We start from the raw sequence: 16,163 nt of genomic DNA, 5'->3' as shown, positions 1-16,163 counted from the left end.
TTCTCGCTTCTCGCCTATCCTCCCAGCCACCCCTTCCGCCGGAACCACGTGGCGATCGCCGCCGAGACGCCGACCATGATCACCAGCACCGCCGGGTAGCCCCACGGCTGTGCGAGTTCCGGCATGTGGGCGAAGTTCATCCCGTAGATGCCGACGATGAAGGTCAGCGGGAGGAAGAAGGCCGAGAAGACGGTGAGGACCCGCATCACTTCATTGTTGCGGTGCGAGGCGACGGCGAGGTGCACCTGCTGGAGGTTGTTCGCCTCGTCGAGGAGCTGGTCGGCCCAGAAGAGCAGCGCCTCGACCGACTCGCGCACGTCCTGATACAATGGCTCCGCGCGTTCGGCCTGCGGCACCAGCTTGTTGATCACCTGGCTGCTCTGCCAGAGGATCCGGCGGATCAGCGAGACGCGGCGCTTGAGGTTGTGCGCCTGCTCCAGCGATGGCGGCGGGCCGCCATCAAAGAGTCCCGCCTCGATCTGGTCGACCAGTTGCTCGGCCAGTTCCAGCGGCTTCTCGTAGGAGCCCAGGATGTTGTTGCCAAGGCCGAAGAGGAGCAGCGGGAGGGTGCACGACTCGGCCGGGGCCCCTCCCCTGCCGCCGAATCGCTCACGCAGCATCGCGACTTCGTGCAGGTCGACCCGATGCACGGTGAGGGCGAAGTTGGGCCGGAAGAAGATCGCGACCTTTCGCGTCAACTCCTGGATCGACGAGGCGTCGTCCTTGGCGGAATCGTCGTGGGCACGAAGGATCAGGAAGGTCGCGTCGCCGATCTTCTCGTGCTTCGGCAGGTGCTCGGGATCGAGGCAGTCCTCCACCACGGTCTGGTGGAGGTCGTAGGTGCGGGCCAGGTCCTGGAGGTCGAGGCGGGAGGGCGAGACGACGTCGAGCCAGGTGAACCCCTCGCTCTCGACGACGCGATGGAGGGTCACGCCGCCGTCGCGAACGATTCGCGGGCCAGGTAGTCCGCGAAGATCTGCTCCGCCTCGACCAGCGATTCCACCTGGAAGAGCTTGCCCCGCAACGCGGTCGCCGCGTGCATCCCCTTGGTGTACCAGCCGAAGTGCTTGCGGAACTCGATCATCGTGTGGCGCGTGTTGCCCTGCAGGCGGAGGGCCAGTCGGGCATGCTCGAGCGCGACGGCGAACCGCTCCGCGACATCTGGCGCGGCCGGCTTCGGCTCGCCGTTGAGCAGGGCACGCGCATCACGGAAGAGCCAGGGATTCCCGAACGCGCCGCGACCAATCATGATCCCGGCACAGCCGGTGTGCTCGTGCATCCGAAGCGCGTCCTCGGCCGTCACGACGTCGCCGTTGCCGATCACCGGCACATCCAGCGCCTCGACCACGCAGGCGATGTCATCCCAGTTCGCCTTGCCGGTGAACATCTGCGTCCGGGTGCGGGCGTGGAGCGTGAACGCGGTGGCGCCGGCGTCCTGCATCCGGAGCGCGATGCCGACCGGGTCACGCGACTCCTCAGACCACCCGCTCCGCGTCTTGACCGTCACCGGGAGGTGGGTCGCGGCGACGCAGGCGCGGATGATGTCATCCACCGTGTTCATGTCGCGGAGGCAGCCGGAGCCGCCGTTCCGCTGGACGACCTTCTTGACCGGGCAGCCGAAATTGATGTCGATGAAGTCGGGGGCGTAATGCTCCGTCACCAGCGCCGCGGCGTGGGCCATGGCATCGGCGTGGGCGCCGTAGATCTGGATCCCGATCGGCCGCTCGACCTCGTCGAACTCCGCCCCTTCGAGCGTCGAGGTAATCCGGCGCCGGATCGCCTCGGCATTCAGGAACTCGGACAGCACGACATCCGCCCCCAGCCGCCGGGAGATCCGGCGGAAGGGGGGCTCCGAGACCCCGGCCATGGGGGCCAGGAAGAGCGGAACGTGGTCGGTACCAGTCGGATACGGGAACAGCATCCCCGTAATCTAGGGAGGGGGTCGGACCGAGGGAAACCCTCAGGCCCCCGACGCGTTGAAGGGGGACCCCGGTGGGATTAGGCTTCGGCCATGTCCCTCCACGACTTCTTCGCACCCGAATCGATCGACCTGGCCCTCCACGCCGCCGACCGCCCGGCCGCGCTGGCCGCCGCGGTCCGCCTCCTCCACCTCGATGCCCGGGCCGAGGAGACCCTCCTCCGGGTCCTCCACCGACGCGAGCAACTCGGGTCCACCGGCATGGGGCGAGGGATCGCGATCCCCCACTGCCGCTCCCTGGTCGTGCCGCGGCTGCGGATGGCCTACGCCCGGCTCATCGAGCCCCTCCCCTGGGACGCGATCGACGGCAAGCCGGTCCACCACATCTTCCTGATCGTGGCGCCGCCTCTCGAGGTTTCCAATCAGTACCTCCCGACCCTCGGCCAGCTCGCCGGGTTCGCCAAGGAACCGGGCAACCTGGAGAAGCTGGACTTGGTGAAGTCGGCGGGGGAGTTTCTGGAGTTGTTCGGGCCGAAAAGGTCGTAGGTCGTAGGTCGTAAGTCGTAGGTCGTAGGTCCTGCGGCATCGGCGGAGTCATCCTGAGTGAAACGAGGGATCTGCGTGATGGCCTCCACGCAGATCCCTCGCGTTGCTCGGGATGACATGTCCATACGACCTACGACTTACGACTTACGACCCCTTCGCTACTCCCACTCAATCGTCGCCGGCGGCTTGCTGCTCACGTCGTAGACCACCCGCCCGACGCCGGCCACTTCGTTCGAGATTCGACTGCTGATCTGCCCGAGGACGTCGGGCGGGAACGGGAACCAATCCGCCGTCATCCCGTCGCGTGAGGTCACCGCGCGGAGCCCGATCACCTGATCATAGCTGCGCTCGTCGCCCGTGACGCCGACGGAGCGAATCGGCAGCAGCACCGCGAAAGCCTGCCAGATCTGATCGTACAAGCCCGCCGCGCGGATCTCCTCGATGTAGATCGCATCGGCCTGACGCAGCAGATCGAGCTGTGGCCGGGTGATCTCGCCGAGGATGCGGATGGCGAGGCCGGGCCCCGGGAACGGATGCCGGCCGACCATCTCCTCCGGGAGTCCGAGCTCGCGACCCACCTGCCGCACTTCATCCTTGAACAACTCGCGGAGTGGCTCGATCAACTTGAACGGCAGCCGCTCGGGCAAGCCGCCGACGTTGTGGTGCGTCTTGATCGTGACGGACGGCCCACCGGTTGGCGAGAACGACTCGATCACGTCGGGATAGAGCGTCCCCTGCACCAGGAAGCCGACGTTGCCGTCGACATCCTTGGCGGCCTGCTCGAAGACGTCAATGAAGCGGTGCCCGATCCGCTTCCGCTTCGTTTCCGGATCGGTGATGCCGGCCAGATCGCCCAGAAAGAGGTCGGTCGCATCAATGGTGCGGAGATCGATGCCGAGATGACTGCGGAAAGTGCGCTCGACCTGGGCACGCTCGTTGAGGCGGAGCATCCCGTGATCGACGAAGATGCAGGTGAGGCGGTCGCCGATGGCGCGGTGCACCAGCGCGGCCGCCACGGACGAATCGACGCCACCCGAGAGACCGCAGATCACGCGGGTGTCTGGCCCCACCAGCTCGCGGATCCGCGCCACCTCGGATTCGACGAAATGCTCCGAGGTCCAGTCCGGACTGCATCCGCAAATGCCGAAGAGGAAGTTGCTGAGGATTTCCCCACCCCGCGGGGTGTGCGCCACCTCGGGGTGGAACTGCACCGCGAAGAGCGGCTTGCTCAGGTGTTGAATCGCCGCGACCGGCGAGTTCTCGCTGGACGCCGTCACCCGCCATCCCGGCGGGGCCTCGTCGACATGGTCGCCGTGGCTCATCCAGACGGGCGTCGTCGCCCCAACCACGAAACCCGCAAAGAGGTCACCATCGCCGATGGTGACATCGGCCCGGCCGTACTCCCGACGCGATGCACGCACGACGCTTCCCCCGGAGAGGTGCGCGAGCAACTGCATGCCGTAACAGACGCCGAAGATCGGGATGCCGAGCTCGAGGAGCGCCGGATCGGCGGTCGGCACGCCATCGCCATACACCGAGTTCGGCCCACCCGAGAGGATGATCCCCTGCGGTTGCCATTCGCGGATCCAGTCGATGGTGCGCGATGGCGGATGGATCTCGCAGTAGACGCGCTGCTCGCGCACGCGGCGGGCAATGAGCTGCGTGTACTGGGAACCGAAGTCGATGATCAGGACGCCAGCAGGGTGATTCACGGGGACTCGTCGGCGAAGGGGTCGGCGATCTCGTCGCGAAAGAGATCGGTCAGGCGCTCGCGCGGGCGGATCACGGCCCACCGGCCGTCGTCCACCAGCACCTCCGCGGCCCGTGCGCGGGTGTTGTAGTTGGAGCTCATGCTGAAGCCGTAGGCGCCGGCACCGAGGACGGCGAGGAGCTGCCCCCCGGCCACCGGCGCCAGCGGCCGCTCGAGCGCGAGGAAGTCGCCGCTCTCGCAGATCGGGCCGACGATGTCCGTGAGCAGCGGCTCGCCCGCGATCGTGTCGACCGGGACGATCTCGTGCCATGCCTTGTAGAGTGCCGGGCGCATCAAGTCATTCATCGCCGCATCGACGACGAGAATTTCGCGGCCGCCCGAGTGCTTGCGATAGATCGCCTTGGTCAACAGCACACCGGAACTTCCCACGAGGAAGCGCCCCGGCTCGACATGGATGGCGCAGCCGCTGCTGGCGAGCGCCGGCGCGAGGGTGTTCACCCATTCGGCGGGATCGAGCGGCTCCTCGTCGCGGTAGAGAATGCCGAGCCCGCCGCCGATGTCGAGCACCTCGGGCGCATGGCCCGCGGCGCGCACCTGTGCCAGCAATTCGAGCATGCGACTGACGCCGGCCTCGTAGGGTGCCGTGGCCAGCAACTGTGAGCCGAGATGCATCGCCAAGGCGTTGAGGCGGAGTCCGGTCGACGCGTCGATCACCTCGAGCGCCTCGGGGAGCTGGTCGACCGGGATGCCGAACTTGAGGCCGCCCTTCCCCGTCGAGATGTAGGGGTGCGTGTCGACCGTGACATCGGGGTTCACGCGAATGCCGACGGTCACCGTCGCGCCGCGCAGATCGGCAAACATCGCCAGCCGCCGCAACTCGGCGAGCGATTCGACGTTGACGTGGCCGATTCCGGCCGCGATCGCCGCGAGCAGTTCGTCGTCGGTCTTCCCCACCCCGCTGAATACGATATCCTCGGGGGCGAAGCCGGCCGCCAGGGCGCGCAGCATCTCGCCACCCGACACGATGTCCGCCCCGGCACCGAGCCGGGCGAGCAGCGTGAGGATGGCGAGATTGGAGTTGGCCTTGACCGCGTAACAGATGCGGTGCGGCAAGTCGCCGAAGGCGTCATCGAGTCGGCGATACTGCGCGCGGATGGTCGCCGCGTCGTAGCAGTAGGTCGGCGTGCCGTACTGCTCGGCGATCAACGGCAACGGGACGCCGGCCATGGCCAGCGTCCCTTCGCTCGTCCGGACCAGGCCGGCGTCAACGAGATGAGTGCTCAATACGCCCTCGCGAAGAGTGCCTCGACGACCGCCGGCCGTCCGGTCCAGATGCAGGTCGTCGGCGCCACGGGCGACCGGAATTCGGCATCGGGCAAGCAGCGGATCGTCGCCTTGGTCTGCTCCTTGATCTCGGCCTCGACCGCCGGGTCGCCGCAGAAGCCGGCGTACACGAAGCCGCCGTTCCCTTCCAGGAAGGCAATGAACTCTTCCTTCGATTTCGGGCCACGGAGCGACGCCGCCTCGCGCCGGGCAACGGCGGTCTCGAGCAACTGCTGCTGCATCGCCGCCATCTCCTGCTGCAGCCGCTCGGCCAGGCCCGCCATCGGGATCGGCTCCTTGCCACCGAGCCGCCGGGCGAGCATCACCGTGCCGGCCGCGAGGTCGCGCGGGCCGAGCTCGAGCCGGAACGGCGTGCCGCGCGCTTCCCACTCGTAGTACTTGGCCCCCGGCTTCATGTCGCGCAGGTCGGTCGTCACGCGGATCCCGGCCGCACGAAGCTCGGCCTGCAACGCCGCGGTCGCCGCAAACGTCGCGTCGCGCTCCTCGTCCTTCCGCCAGATCGGGACGATCACCACTTGCCACTGCGCCAGTCGCGGAGGGCAGACCATGCCGGTGTCATCACCGTGGGTCATGATCAGGCCGCCGACCAGTCGGGTCGACACACCCCACGAGGTGTTCCAGACGTGATCCAGGCCGCCTTCCGGCGTCTGGAACGTGACGTCGAACGCCTTGGCGAAATTCTGCCCGAGGTTGTGCGACGTGCCGGCCTGCAGCGCCTTGTTGTCCTGCATCAGCGCTTCGCACGAGTAGGTGCGCAGCGCGCCGGCGAACTTCTCGGCGTCGGTCTTCCGGCCGGTGATCACCGGCATCGCCATCCACTCTTCCATGAAGCGGCGGTAGAGGCCGAGGATCATCAACGTCTCCTCCTCCGCCTCCGCCTCGGTCGCGTGCGCCGTGTGCCCTTCCTGCCAGAGGAACTCGGTCGTGCGCAGGAAGAGGCGCGTGCGCATCTCCCAGCGCACGACGTTGGCCCACTGGTTGATGAGCAGCGGCAGATCGCGCCAGCTCTGGATCCACTTCGAGAACATCGCGTAGATGATCGTCTCGGAGGTCGGACGCACCACCAGCGGCTCCTCGAGCTCCTTGCCGCCGCCGTGGGTGACCACCGCGAGCTCGGGCGCGAAGCCCTCGACGTGCTCCGCTTCCTTCGACAGGAAGCTCTGCGGAATGAAGAGCGGGAAGTAGGCGTTCTGGTGCCCGGTCGCCTTGAAGGCGTCATCGAGGGCTCGCTGCATCTGTTCCCAGATCGCGTAGCCGTTCGGCCGGATGACCATGCAGCCGCGCACCGGACTGTAGTCGGCGAGCTCGGCCTTCATGATGAGGTCGTTGTACCAGGCGGAGAAGTCCTGGGCCCGGGGAGTCAGCGCTTTGTTGTCAGCCATGCGGTCAGGGCATCCGGAAAAGGAGATCACGACAACGGGCCGGCAGCGCCTCGCGCGCCACGGCCTCCTGCGTCTTGCCGACGAGGTCCTTCAGCTGGACCTCGCCGCGGGCCCGGTCATCGGGGCCCATCACGATTGCCAGCCGCGCGCCACGCGCATCGGCCAGCTTGAGCTGACGGCCGACGGCCGCTTCGCCAAAGACATACTCGAGCCGGAGTCCCGCGTCACGGAGTTCGTGGGCCAGCCCCAACAGGTGCGGCTGATCCTCCGGCGTGACGCCGACCAGGAAGAGGTCGATCGCCGGCGGCGGTGTCGGGCGCAGTCCGCGGTCCTTCAACAACTCGCCGAGCACCACGTCGCCCATGCCGAAGCCGAGGGCCGGGAGATCCACGTCGCCGAGATTCTTGAGCAGCGTGTCGTAGCGCCCGCCACCGCAGATGGCCCGGAGGGAGCGCCCCGCATCGAACAGCTCGAACACCGTGCCGGTGTAGTAGGCGATGCCGCGCACGATGGTGAAGTCAATCTCGATCCAGTCGCCGAGCCCCATCGCCGTCAACGCGTCGACGGTGGCGCGGAGTGGCGCCACGGCGTCGGATCCACCGGCGAGGCCGGTGACGGCCGCTTCCACCTTCTCGAGCCCGCGCAGCGACGCGATCGCGATCAGGTCGTCCGGCGTCGCGGGTGCGTATGCTTGCGGGACGGCACGGCGCTTCTCGATCTCCTCGGGCGGCATCCGCTCGAGCTTGTCGATGAACTGGTACGCCTCGTACATCCCCGCGTCGGTCACGCCGCGCGCGCGGAGCAGCGCCGTGAGCGCCCGACGATCCGAGAGGCGCACCTTGACGTCCGTCGACCCGAGCCCAAACTCGCGCATCACGTCGATGGCGAGCGCGATGATCTCGGCATCGGCGAGCGGGCCCGCCTCGCCGATCAGGTCGCAGTTGAGCTGGAAGTGCTCCCGGAGCCGGCCGCGTTGCTGCCGCTCGTAGCGGAACAGCTGCGGGATCGAGAACCAGCGGATCGGCTTCTTGAGGCCGTTGGCCCGCTCGGCCACCATCCGGGCCAGCGTCGGCGTCATCTCGGGGCGCAGGGCGACGGCACGGTCGCCCTTGTCGACGAAGTTGTACAGCTGGCCGACAATCTCGTCGCCGCTCTTGGCGGTATAGAGCTCGAGGGTCTCGAGGGGCGGGCCGTCATACTCCTCGAAGCCGTACCGCGTCGCCACCCGCCGCCAGGCCGCGAAGATGTGCGCCCGGAGGGCGAAATCGGCGGGCGGGAAATCGCGGAATCCGGGGAGGGGCTTCGCAGTCATGGCGCAAAATAGTCGGGCGCCACCCCTCACCCCAGCACCTCCACCCCCCGCGCCTCCATCACGTCCCCGACGGTGTGGAACGACCCGGTGACCACGATTGTCCCGGCCCCCTGCTCCACCACCCGGAGTGCCTCGCGGAAGTCGGGGATCAGCCGCCAACGCGCCCGGGCGGCCGGCCGTTCCGGGTCGGCCAGCCAGCGTTCCAGCCAGCCGAGGTCCCATCGACGGGTATCCGCGCTCGGGGCCACGGTCAGAATGCCCACATCGATGGCCCGGTCGAGCTCCACGAGCATCGCCGGCCACGCCTTGTCGCCCAGAATCGAGACCAGGCCGTGGACCGGCCCCGGCAGCCGGAGCTCCGCCATCGCGGCCGTCAGGGACCGCATCCCGTCGGGATTGTGGGCCACGTCGAAGAGCCAGCGGCCCCGACGGTCGAGGCGGCCTGGCACGCGGGTCCGAGAGAAGGCCTCGGCCATTGCCTGCGACGGGACCTGAAAGGCAGGCGGGAGGGCGGCGAGGGCCGCCTGCGCCACGGCAGCGTTGCGTTGCTGGTGGGGCCCGACGAGCCCGAGGGGGCCCTCCCAACGTGCGTCCGACGGCACCACGACCACCGGCAGGGTGGCGGTTGGTTCAGCGCGCTGGACTGCGGCGGTGCCGGCGTCGACAAGCATCGCCACGATGGCCGGGTCGGGGTCGCCCACGACGAATGGCACCCCCGGCTTGGCAATACCGGCCTTTTCGGCCGCAATCGCCTCAAGGGTGTCGCCGAGGTAGCGCTGGTGGTCCAGCGCGATGTGCGTGACGACAGTGACCAGTGGCTCCAGGACGTTCGTGCTGTCGAGCCGGCCGCCCAGGCCGACCTCGACGACGGCGATCTCGACACCGCGTGCCGCAAAGTCCGCGAAGGCAATGGCCGTGGTCGCTTCGAAGAAGGTCGCGCCGGATGCCAGGATCGTCGGCTGGAGCAACGCCGTCCATGCCGCCACCGCGGCCTCGCTGATGGGTGTGCCATCGACGCGGATGCGCTCCCGGAACGAGACGAGATGCGGCGACGTGTAGAGCCCGACCCGGAAGCCGGCGGCGCCGAGCGCCTCGGCGATCAACGAGGCCGTACTTCCCTTCCCGTTGGTCCCCGCCACGTGGATCGTGGCGTATTGCCGCTGCGGATTCCCCAGCGCGTCGAGTAGCGCACGTGTCGTGTCGAGCCCGAACTTGATCTGGGTCGTGCGCGGGAAGAGAAAGTCGAGCGCGTCCTGATACGGCATCGTCACGAGGTCAGATCCCATAGCAACGCGCCCCGCTCCGAATCGGGAGCGGGGCGCGACAGCCGAACGTTGAGGCCGGGACTCAGGCGGCAGTGCCGCGAAGCCGGTGTCCCTGCATGTGGCGGAGCAGGCGTGCGGTGGTTTCGCGCAAGGAGGCGCGCGGGACCACGTCGTCGATCTGCCCCTTGTCGAGGAGGAACTCCGCCGTCTGGAACCCTTCCGGCAGGTCCTGACCGATCGTCTGCTTGATCACGCGCTGCCCGGCGAAGCCGATGACCGCGGCCGGCTCGGCCAGGATCACGTCGCCCTGCATCGCGAAGGACGCCGAGACGCCGCCGGTGGTCGGATCCGTCAGGATGGAGATGTACGGAATGCCAGCCAGCTTCATCTGCGCGATCGCGGCGGACGTCTTCGCCATCTGCATCAGTGACAGGGCGCCTTCCTGCATCCGCGCGCCGCCGGAGGTACAGACCAGCACCATCGGGATCTTCTTCTCGGCCGAGCGGCGGGCAAGACGGGCGATCTTTTCCCCGACGACCGAGCCCATCGAGCCACCCATGAAGCGGAAGTTCATCACGCCAAGATTCAGCGGATGTCCTTCGAGCTTCGCCATCCCGGTATAGATCGCATCCGACGCCCCACCCTTCTTGCGCGCGCTGACGAGGCGCTCGGCATAATGCTCGAACGTCAGCGGGTCGACCGACTGCAGCTCCGGGTACAGTTCCTTCCAGCTGCCCTCGTCCGTCAGCAGCTCGATGTATTCCTCGGCGAGGAAGCGCTTGTGTGTCCCGCACTCGGGACAGACGTTGAGCGCCTTCTCGAACTTCTCCCGGATATCTATATGCCCACAGGACTCGCACTTCTCCCAGGCATCCGCCGGAATTTCCAGGCGTTCCCTGGTGGCGGTTCTGGTCTTGCGCTCCTTCTTGAACCACGCCATGACGGTCATACGACCTCGCGTAGGGCGGCCTTCCTAGCGGCCGACAGGAGCCTTCAACGTGCGATAGAAAGTCAGTTCGCGCAAGACCTTGACACGCAAGTCATTGTCATGAATCAACATAGCCAGACGCTCTGGCCTCCGCCGCCGCCCGGAACGCCATCCCCAACCCCAGAAAAAGGGCCAGGAGGAAGGAGCCCCCGTAGGAAAAGAAGGGCAGCGGGATGCCGGTGATCGGCATCAACGAGATCGTCATCCCGACGTTTTCGAACAGATGGGTCAGCACCAAACCGATCAACCCGAATACCACCAAGGATGCGTAGGGGTCGGCGGTTCGTCGCGCGATCCGCACCAGGATGAAGAAGAAGGCGAGAAAGAGGCCGAGCGCGATGGTGACCCCGAGGAAGCCGAACTCCTCGCCGACGATGGCGAAGACGAAGTCGGTCCAGTGCTCCGGGATCCCGCCGGTTCGCTTCAGGGGGCCATCGGTGAAGCCGCTCCCGAACCAGCCACCAGAGCCGATCGCCACCTTGCTCTGCATCGCCTGATACCCCGGTCCGCGACGGTATTCCTCCGGATTCAGGAACGAGAGAATCCGATTCCGCTGAAAGGGGCTGAGGCGGGCCCAGACCACAATGGCGAGCGCACCCATCGCCGAGTTGGCGAGAAAGATGAAGATCGACTCGACGATGAAGGGACGGATCCACAGCAGCGCCAGGAAGACCACCACCATCCAGATACTCCAGAGGGTGGTGTTCCACGCGAGAAAGAGCGACACGACCGGCGACACCAGCAGGAAGAGCAGCGACGGCGCCACACCGGACCAGAAGAGCATGATGAAGAGGATGCCGGCGAAGACCATGGCGCTGCCGAGGTCCGGCTGCTTCAGCACCAGGAGTGCCGGGACCAGGGCGATGGTGATCGGTGCGACGAGGCCGCGCAGGGTGGTCGGCGGATCGCGTCGGGCGGAGAGCCACCGCGCCAGCATCAGGATGGTCGCGAGCTTGGCGAGCTCGACGGGCTGGCCGACGCGCCGGCCGGCGATCGTGAGCCAGCTGCTCGTGCTCGCGGCCGATCCCTCGCCGCCGGAACCGAGGCCCACGATCGTCAGCACCAGCAACCCCAGCCCGAGGCCGTAGACCCACGGCGCGGCCCAGTCGAGAATCCGAAACGACATCCGATAGCTGAACGCGGCCGCGATGGAACCGACGCCAAGCCACATCAGCTGGCGCGTCCAGATCCCGGTGGCGCGCATCGCCACATCGGTCTGCTCGGCCGAATAGAGGATCAGGGTGCCGAAGAGCGCCAGGGCGAACACCACGATCAGGAGCGGCCGATCGAGATCACGAATCATGGCCGCGTGCCTCGACGACCGGTGTCGCGCGGCGTCGCGAGCGGCGCCGGGGTGGTGGAGTCACCCGCCACCGTAGAGGTGTCCTCGGTGACCAGGATCCGTGCACCGGCAACCGGCTGGCCGAGGAACTTGCCGATCGCGTCCACGACGTAGCCCGCCACCGATGATCCGTGGAGCCCCTCCTCCACGACGATGCCCACCACGATCTTCGGCGCATCGGCCGGCGCATAACCGATGAACCAGCCGAGGTCCTTCTGCGGCGGGAACTGCCCGGTGCCGGTCTTCCCGGCGACCTTCAGTTCACGCCCACCCGAGGCGGCGGCGGTCCCGATGTCGACAACGGCGGCGAGGGCGCTGCGCAGACCCTGCAACTGCTCGGGCTTGAGGCCCAGATCCCACGACTTCGCCGCGGTCCGGCGGCGGACCATGAAGGGCGCGCGGCGCACGCCATCCGTCGCGAGCGCGGCGTAGAACGAGGTCATGCCGACCAGCGTCTGCACGTTGCGTCCCTGCCCGATGGCGAGGTTGAGCAGTTCCCCCCGCGACCAGCTGGTCCCACCACTCTTCCGGATGTAACTCTTGACCGTCGGAAAGCCTGCCGCCTTCTCACGCTCGAGGTCGACGCCACTCCGCTCACCGAAGCCCATCGAGGCGCCGTCATCGAGGAGCGGGTCTCGATCGAGCATCAGGCCGAGCTGGTAGAAATAGACGTCGCACGACGTGGCGATCGCCTGGGCGAGCGTCAGCGAGCCGTGACCGCCATCGCGCTTCCAACAACGAAAGTTGCGGTTGCCGAACTGGAAGCCACCGTTGCATGACGTCCGCATGTGCGTGTCCATCGTCACCAGGCCGCGGCGGAGTCCCATCGCGGCCGTCGCGAGCTTCCACGGCGAGGCGGGCGGATAGGTCGCCTGAATCACCCGATCGAAGAGTGGTCGGTTGGGGTCGTTCGCGAGCAACGAATAGGTCGGCGCGTCGATCCCGCCGACGAAGTCGTTCGGATCGTAGGACGGGAAGGAGATGTAGGCGAGGATCTCCCCCTGCGGCGTCATCGCCAACAGCGCACCGTTCTTCCCCGGCAGGGCGGCGCGCCACATCGAGTCGACGAAGCGCTGCAGTGGAAGGTCGATGGTGGTCTTGAGGGAGGCGCCGGCCTGCGGCCTGATCGAGCCGCTGACGCCGCGGTCGCGAATGGTGCGCCCCTTCGCCGTGACCTCGACGTAGCGGATCCCCTGACGCCCACGCAGGATCGAGTCGTACTCGACTTCCAGCCCGTTCTTGCCGACGACCTCTCCCTGACGCGCGTTGGGAAAATTGCCGGACTCCAGCTCGCGTTCACTCACCTCGCTCACGTAGCCGACCAGGTGCGCCACCGCGGTGCTGTCAGGGTAGCGACGCGACGGCTCCGCCTGGATCACCAGGCCGGGAATCGCGGCGCGGTGCTCTTCCAGCGTGGAGACAATCCCGAATTCGCCCGAGGCGAACACCAGCACCGGCTCGTACGGCGTCTTTCGCCACCGCCGCACGACCTTCTCGACGTCGACCGAGTCCGCCGGGACGAAGGCCCGCAACCTGGTGAGCACCGAGCGCAACGAGTCTTCGCCCGTGGCCAGCAATCGGATCGAGTACCCCGGCACGTTCTCGGCGATCAGCAAGCCGTTGCGATCGAAGATCTCGCCGCGAGGCGCGGGCAGTGGAATCGGACGCAGTCGACTCCCCTCGGACGCCAACCGGAATTGGGCGCCGTCCACCACCTGGGCCTTGAAGAAGGCGCCACCGAGGATCAGGAAAATGAGTGCGAGCACAGCCTGTGCGCGGCCGGCCCGCTCGGAGAGCTGCCACGATTCCCAGGCGCTCATGGTTCGATGCGGATCGCGAGCCAGTCGCGGAAGAGGACGACCACCACCACACCGACTGCCGCCGTGCTGAGACCCTGCAATGGCGACCAGACCGTCATTTGCATCAGCAGCGACGAGGCGGCCGTCCCGCTCAGGAGCAGGACGATCAGGTTGCGCACCCACGTGCCGACCGCGAACAGTGCCGCGTTGACGAAGAGATTGTCGGCAAAAAAGACCGATCGGCCCCACGACGCGCCCCAGCCCACGAGCACATGGGCCAGGATTCCAGCGCCGAAATGGGCAGGCGTCAGGACATCGGCCACCAGACCGACCGCGAAGCCGATGACCGCAGCCACGCCCGGGGGCTGCCGAATGGCCAACAACAGGAGCGCGAGCAGGAGCAGGTCGGGCACCCACGGTCCCGTCACCACGGACGGCAGGAGGTAGGCATCCGCGAAGAGCAGCAGGAGCACCACCAGCGCGATGCGGACCCGATCGGTGGAGCGGGTGCGCCGACGACGGTCCGAGGAGCCGAAGGCCATCAGGGCCCCTCCCCGCCTGGCAGCGGCAGGAACGTCGAGTCGCGGGGCGCCGTGAGGATCAGGACATGGGACACGAAGCCCGGGTTCACGAAGGGGCGGATCAGGTAGACCCGCTCGTACCCCAGCTCATCGCGCCCGATCCGCGCGACCGTCCCGATCGGGATGCCGCGGGGGAATACCCCGCCGAGCCCGGAGGTGAAGACCTTGGTGCCGAGGGTGAGTGAGTCACGAAGCGCGACGCCGCGAAGCTCCAGCAGCGGCTGGCGCCCTTCCATCGAGGGGGAGGGTTGCACCATGCCCAAGATCCGACCGTCACCGGTCACCGCCGAGGCCCGGAATTCGGGGTGGGCCCAACTCATCACGCTGCTCGTCGTCGGCCCGGCATTCCATACCGCCCCGAGCAGGCCGTCGGCGGTCACGACGGCGGCGAAGGAGTCGACGCCGACGCTCCGACCGGCACCGACCAGCAACATCCGTCCCTCGGTCGATGCGGGACGGTGCAGCACTTCGGCGGCAACATACGGATGCACCAGGCGCTGCCGGAGCCCCACCAGCGAGCGCAGGTTGTCGTTCTCCTGCTGCAGTGCGGCCTGCTGCTGAATCGCCAACGCGAGCGAGTCGCGCTGCAGCTGGATCCCCTTCAGCCGAAAGCGGGCCGTCAGATCTTCGGCGGCGCGGGTCTGAAGAATCACCATCGGGCGGAAGGCGGTGTTGCGGAGGGCCGCCGTCAGCCCCTGGGCCCAGGAACGAGGCAGCGCGAGGGCGATCAGCGCGAGCGCGACACAGCCGGCGAACAGGAAGAGGTCGCCGCGGGCGGTCTCACGTCCGGCGCGACGCCCCATGGTCAGGTCACAAGGACGCTACGGTACTTCTCGAAGTCGTCCAGGATCCGGCCAGTCCCACGGACGACGCAGGTGAGCGGGTCCTCGTCGACGTGGATCGGGAGGCCGGTCTCCTGCTGGAGCAGCATGTCGAGGCCGCGGATCAGCGCGCCGCCGCCGGTCATCACGATGCCGCGATCGACGATGTCGGACGAGAGTTCGGGCGGAGTGATTTCGAGCGCGCGCCGGACGGCATCGACGATCTGCTGGACCGGCTCCTGCACCGCTTCGCGGATCTCGCTCGAGTGCACGCGCACCGTCTTCGGGATGCCGGAAACGAGGTCGCGCCCCTTCACTTCCATCTCGCGCTCTTCGCTCAGCGTGAACGCCGAGCCGACCTTGATCTTGATCAGCTCCGCCGTCGGCTCGCCGACCAGCAGGTTGTAGTTCTTGCGCATGAACATCACGATGGCCTGATCGAGCTCGTCACCGCCGATGCGGATCGAGGTATCGGAGACGATGCCGGAGAGCGCGATGACGGCGATCTCGGTCGTGCCACCGCCGATGTCGATCACCATGTTGCCGGTCGGCGTCTCCACCGGCAGGCCGACACCGATCGCCGCCGCCATCGGCTCCGCCACCATGAGCACCTGCTTCGCACCGGCCGTCTCGGCCGAGTCACGCACCGCGCGGCGCTCGACTTCGGTGATCCCCGACGGCACCGCGACGATCACCTTCGGCTTCACGCGGAAGAAATGCTTGTCGATGATCGTCTTGAGGAAGTAGCGCAACATCTTCTCGGTCACGTCGAAGTCGGCGATGACGCCGTCGCGCATCGGTCGCACCGCAACGATGCCGTCCGGCGTCCGTCCGAGCATCCGCTTCGCTTCGAGTCCGATCCCCTTCACGCGACCGGTCGCCTTCTCGATGGCGACGACGGAGGGCTCGTTGAGCACGATGCCTTCGCCCTTCACATAGATGAGCGTGTTCGCGGTGCCGAGATCGACGGCGATCTCGTTGGCGGGAAGCAGGGAGCCGAAGGAGGGAAATTTCACGTGACAAACCGCCGGGTCGGGTCGGAAATGGGCCAGGATCCTGTCCTAAAGTGTCCGCGGCGCAGACCACGCGCAACCGCTTGTCCGGAGCCACCTTGGGGGGAGTCGTGAGCAAATGCTCACTGGGGCCAAGGGGAG

At 67.5% G+C, this 16,163-nt stretch carries 14 protein-coding genes; 1 reads left to right on the top strand and 13 read right to left on the bottom strand.

Annotation, left to right across the window (positions count from 1 at the left end; genetic code table 11):
* Positions 1-14: 14 nt before the first annotated feature.
* Together IPG05_08770 and dusB are read right to left on the bottom strand one after the other, a co-directional pair.
* Positions 15-932, bottom strand: a complete 918-nt coding sequence (locus IPG05_08770; GenBank protein MBK6495182.1) for a hypothetical protein — start codon at positions 930-932, stop codon at positions 15-17.
* Positions 929-1,921: a tRNA dihydrouridine synthase DusB gene (gene dusB, locus IPG05_08765; GenBank protein MBK6495181.1), complete on the bottom strand. Its 993-nt coding sequence runs from the start codon at positions 1,919-1,921 to the stop codon at positions 929-931. The genes IPG05_08770 and dusB overlap by 4 nt, the downstream gene beginning before the upstream one ends.
* 90 nt (positions 1,922-2,011) lie before the next feature.
* On the opposite strand from dusB, the gene IPG05_08760 reads away from it, so the two are divergent.
* Positions 2,012-2,464: a PTS sugar transporter subunit IIA gene (locus IPG05_08760; GenBank protein MBK6495180.1), complete on the top strand. Its 453-nt coding sequence runs from the start codon at positions 2,012-2,014 to the stop codon at positions 2,462-2,464.
* Between the two features lie 158 nt (positions 2,465-2,622).
* On the opposite strand, the gene guaA is transcribed toward IPG05_08760, so the two are convergent.
* The 11 genes from guaA to IPG05_08705 all read right to left on the bottom strand — a co-directional run bounded on the left by guaA (position 2,623) and on the right by IPG05_08705 (position 16,001).
* Positions 2,623-4,176 (bottom strand): glutamine-hydrolyzing GMP synthase, encoded by a 1,554-nt coding sequence (guaA, locus tag IPG05_08755; GenBank protein ID MBK6495179.1) that lies wholly within the window; start codon positions 4,174-4,176, stop codon positions 2,623-2,625.
* Positions 4,173-5,402, bottom strand: a complete 1,230-nt coding sequence (gene lysA / locus IPG05_08750) for a diaminopimelate decarboxylase (GenBank protein MBK6495178.1) — start codon at positions 5,400-5,402, stop codon at positions 4,173-4,175. Before lysA ends, guaA begins: the two co-directional genes overlap by 4 nt.
* 53 nt (positions 5,403-5,455) lie before the next feature.
* Entirely contained in the window at positions 5,456-6,901 is a 1,446-nt protein-coding gene (locus IPG05_08745; protein MBK6495177.1) for a proline--tRNA ligase, read from the bottom strand.
* Between the two features lie 4 nt (positions 6,902-6,905).
* A complete protein-coding gene (locus IPG05_08740) occupies positions 6,906-8,213 on the bottom strand; it encodes a histidine--tRNA ligase (GenBank protein MBK6495176.1) in 1,308 nt (435 codons plus the stop codon).
* Between the two features lie 26 nt (positions 8,214-8,239).
* Positions 8,240-9,499, bottom strand: a complete 1,260-nt coding sequence (locus tag IPG05_08735) for a bifunctional folylpolyglutamate synthase/dihydrofolate synthase (protein ID MBK6495175.1) — start codon at positions 9,497-9,499, stop codon at positions 8,240-8,242.
* Between the two features lie 61 nt (positions 9,500-9,560).
* Complete coding sequence (locus IPG05_08730; GenBank protein MBK6495174.1) at positions 9,561-10,418, bottom strand: acetyl-CoA carboxylase carboxyltransferase subunit beta; 858 nt, start codon at positions 10,416-10,418, stop codon at positions 9,561-9,563.
* A gap of 106 nt (positions 10,419-10,524) precedes the next feature.
* The gene (gene rodA / locus IPG05_08725) at positions 10,525-11,769 is read right to left on the bottom strand and encodes a rod shape-determining protein RodA (GenBank protein ID MBK6495173.1); all 1,245 of its coding nucleotides are present in this window, start codon (positions 11,767-11,769) and stop codon (positions 10,525-10,527) included.
* The gene (gene mrdA / locus IPG05_08720; GenBank protein MBK6495172.1) at positions 11,766-13,628 is read right to left on the bottom strand and encodes a penicillin-binding protein 2; all 1,863 of its coding nucleotides are present in this window, start codon (positions 13,626-13,628) and stop codon (positions 11,766-11,768) included. The genes rodA and mrdA overlap by 4 nt, the downstream gene beginning before the upstream one ends.
* Positions 13,625-14,149: a rod shape-determining protein MreD gene (gene mreD, locus IPG05_08715; protein MBK6495171.1), complete on the bottom strand. Its 525-nt coding sequence runs from the start codon at positions 14,147-14,149 to the stop codon at positions 13,625-13,627. The genes mrdA and mreD overlap by 4 nt, the downstream gene beginning before the upstream one ends.
* Entirely contained in the window at positions 14,149-14,991 is an 843-nt protein-coding gene (locus IPG05_08710) for a rod shape-determining protein MreC (protein MBK6495170.1), read from the bottom strand. Before IPG05_08710 ends, mreD begins: the two co-directional genes overlap by 1 nt.
* 2 nt (positions 14,992-14,993) lie before the next feature.
* Positions 14,994-16,001 (bottom strand): rod shape-determining protein, encoded by a 1,008-nt coding sequence (locus IPG05_08705; GenBank protein ID MBK6495169.1) that lies wholly within the window; start codon positions 15,999-16,001, stop codon positions 14,994-14,996.
* Positions 16,002-16,163: the final 162 nt, after the last annotated feature.

This window comes from Gemmatimonadota bacterium (assembly GCA_016704275.1).
Classification (GTDB): Bacteria; Gemmatimonadota; Gemmatimonadetes; order Gemmatimonadales; family GWC2-71-9; genus Palsa-1233.
The sequence above is the reverse complement of the archived record's forward strand: the minus strand, read 5'-3'. Positions and strand labels throughout refer to the sequence as shown.

Coding starts and splice junctions, on each gene's coding strand:
- dusB (MBK6495181.1), bottom strand. CDS start 1,921: ATGCTGTTCCCGTATCCGACTGGTACCGACCACGTTCCGCTCTTCCTG.
- IPG05_08760 (MBK6495180.1), top strand. CDS start 2,012: ATGTCCCTCCACGACTTCTTCGCACCCGAATCGATCGACCTGGCCCTC.
- lysA (MBK6495178.1), bottom strand. CDS start 5,402: ATGGCCGGCGTCCCGTTGCCGTTGATCGCCGAGCAGTACGGCACGCCG.
- IPG05_08745 (MBK6495177.1), bottom strand. CDS start 6,901: ATGGCTGACAACAAAGCGCTGACTCCCCGGGCCCAGGACTTCTCCGCC.
- IPG05_08740 (MBK6495176.1), bottom strand. CDS start 8,213: ATGACTGCGAAGCCCCTCCCCGGATTCCGCGATTTCCCGCCCGCCGAT.
- IPG05_08735 (MBK6495175.1), bottom strand. CDS start 9,499: ATGGGATCTGACCTCGTGACGATGCCGTATCAGGACGCGCTCGACTTT.
- IPG05_08730 (MBK6495174.1), bottom strand. CDS start 10,418: ATGGCGTGGTTCAAGAAGGAGCGCAAGACCAGAACCGCCACCAGGGAA.
- rodA (MBK6495173.1), bottom strand. CDS start 11,769: ATGATTCGTGATCTCGATCGGCCGCTCCTGATCGTGGTGTTCGCCCTG.
- mrdA (MBK6495172.1), bottom strand. CDS start 13,628: ATGAGCGCCTGGGAATCGTGGCAGCTCTCCGAGCGGGCCGGCCGCGCA.
- mreD (MBK6495171.1), bottom strand. CDS start 14,149: ATGGCCTTCGGCTCCTCGGACCGTCGTCGGCGCACCCGCTCCACCGAT.
- IPG05_08710 (MBK6495170.1), bottom strand. CDS start 14,991: ATGGGGCGTCGCGCCGGACGTGAGACCGCCCGCGGCGACCTCTTCCTG.